Annotated in this window: 2 pseudogenes; one reads left to right on the top strand and one right to left on the bottom strand. The window is 70.7% G+C overall.

From position 1 onward, the window contains the following. Positions 1-82: 82 nt before the first annotated feature. Positions 83-580: pseudogene (locus tag ACWDNU_RS45690) on the top strand (threonine/serine exporter family protein); the annotation flags it as partial. Between the two features lie 59 nt (positions 581-639). Here ACWDNU_RS45690 and ACWDNU_RS45685 read toward each other — a convergent pair. Next, positions 640-1,471: pseudogene (locus ACWDNU_RS45685) on the bottom strand (beta-ketoacyl synthase N-terminal-like domain-containing protein); the annotation flags it as partial.

The following is a 1,471-nucleotide window of genomic DNA, read 5'->3' as shown; positions in this document are numbered from 1 at the left end:
TCGCCGAAGCACGGCAGCTCACGCTCCCGCCGCCTCCGGCGAGGCGCTTTCTTTCGCAAGAGCGTGCCGGTGCGGAGGAAAGGTGAACGACCCGGTCGACCTCGCCGTGCGGGTGGGGGAGGTGGTGCTCGCCGCCGGTACCGGTGTCATCGACACCTCGGCCCAGGTCCGCTTCATCGCCTCGACCTACGGCCTGGACAAATGCGATATCGACGTCACCTTCGACGCCATCCGCATCTGGGCCGATCGCGGCCCGCGCCTGCCCCCGGCCAGCGATATGCGGGTGGTGAAGTACCGCTCGCTCGACTTCACCCGGCTGGCCGCGGTCGACCGGCTGACCCGGCGGATCCGCAGCCAGGTCGTCCCGGTCGACCAGGCGCACGCCGCGCTGGACGAGATCGTCTCCGGGGCGCACCCGTATCCGCGCTGGGTCTCGACGATGGGCTGGTCCCTGCTGGCGGCGGCCATCGCGGTACTGCTCGGTGGCGGCGCGCTGCTCGCGGTCATCAGTTTCGCGACCACGGCGCTGATCGATGTAGTCAACCGGGCGCTGCACCAGCTCGGCCTGCCGATCTTCTTCCAGCATCTGGTCGGTGGTGTCATCGCCGCCGCGCCCGCCATCGCGCTCGCCGCGATCAGTGATGAAACCCCGGCATTGGCCAGCGCCTGGCGGATCACCCGGCGCTGCGACGGACCGTTCGGCGCGGTCAGACCGTTCGACGCGCCGTCCTGGTTGACCGCCGAACCGGCGACGACCGCCAGCACCCGATGACCGTTGCGCTGGGCGTCGGACAACCGTTCCAGCACGAGCACGCCGACGCCCTCGGACCAGGCGACACCGTCGGCGGCATCGGCGAAGGACTTGCTGCGCCCGTCCGGCGCCAGCCCACGCTGACGGCTGAACTCCACGAAGGTCTCCGGGGTCGCCATCACGGCCACACCACCGGCCAGCGCCAGATCGCTCTCCCCCGACCGCAGCGACTGCGCGGCCAGGTGCAGGGCGACCAGCGACGACGAGCACGCGGTGTCGACGGTGACCGACGGCCCCTCCAGCCCGAATACATAGGACACCCGGCCGGAGGCGATGGAACCGGAGTTCGCGTTCACCGGATAGTCGTGATACATCATGCCGGTGAAGACGCCGGTCGCGGTGCCGCGCAGGGTCGCCGGATCGACACCGGCCCGCTCGAAGGCCTCCCACGAGCTCTCCAGCAGCAGGAACTGCTGCGGGTCCATCGCGGCCGCCTCGTTGGGGCTGATGCCGAAGAACGCGGGGTCGAAAGCGCCCGCGTCGTGCAGGAATCCGCCCTCGCGCGTGTAGGTGGTGTTCGGTTTCTCGCCGGTGGGGTCGTAGATCCGCGCGGTATCCCAGCCGCGGTTCACCGGGAACTCCGAGGCCGCGTCGACACCGTCGGCGACCAGCCGCCACAGGTCCTCGGGCGTGCCGACCCCGCCCGGATACCGGCAGGCC

Source organism: Amycolatopsis sp. NPDC003676 (assembly GCF_053587275.1).
This window is presented reverse-complemented; position numbering and strand designations above follow the sequence as displayed.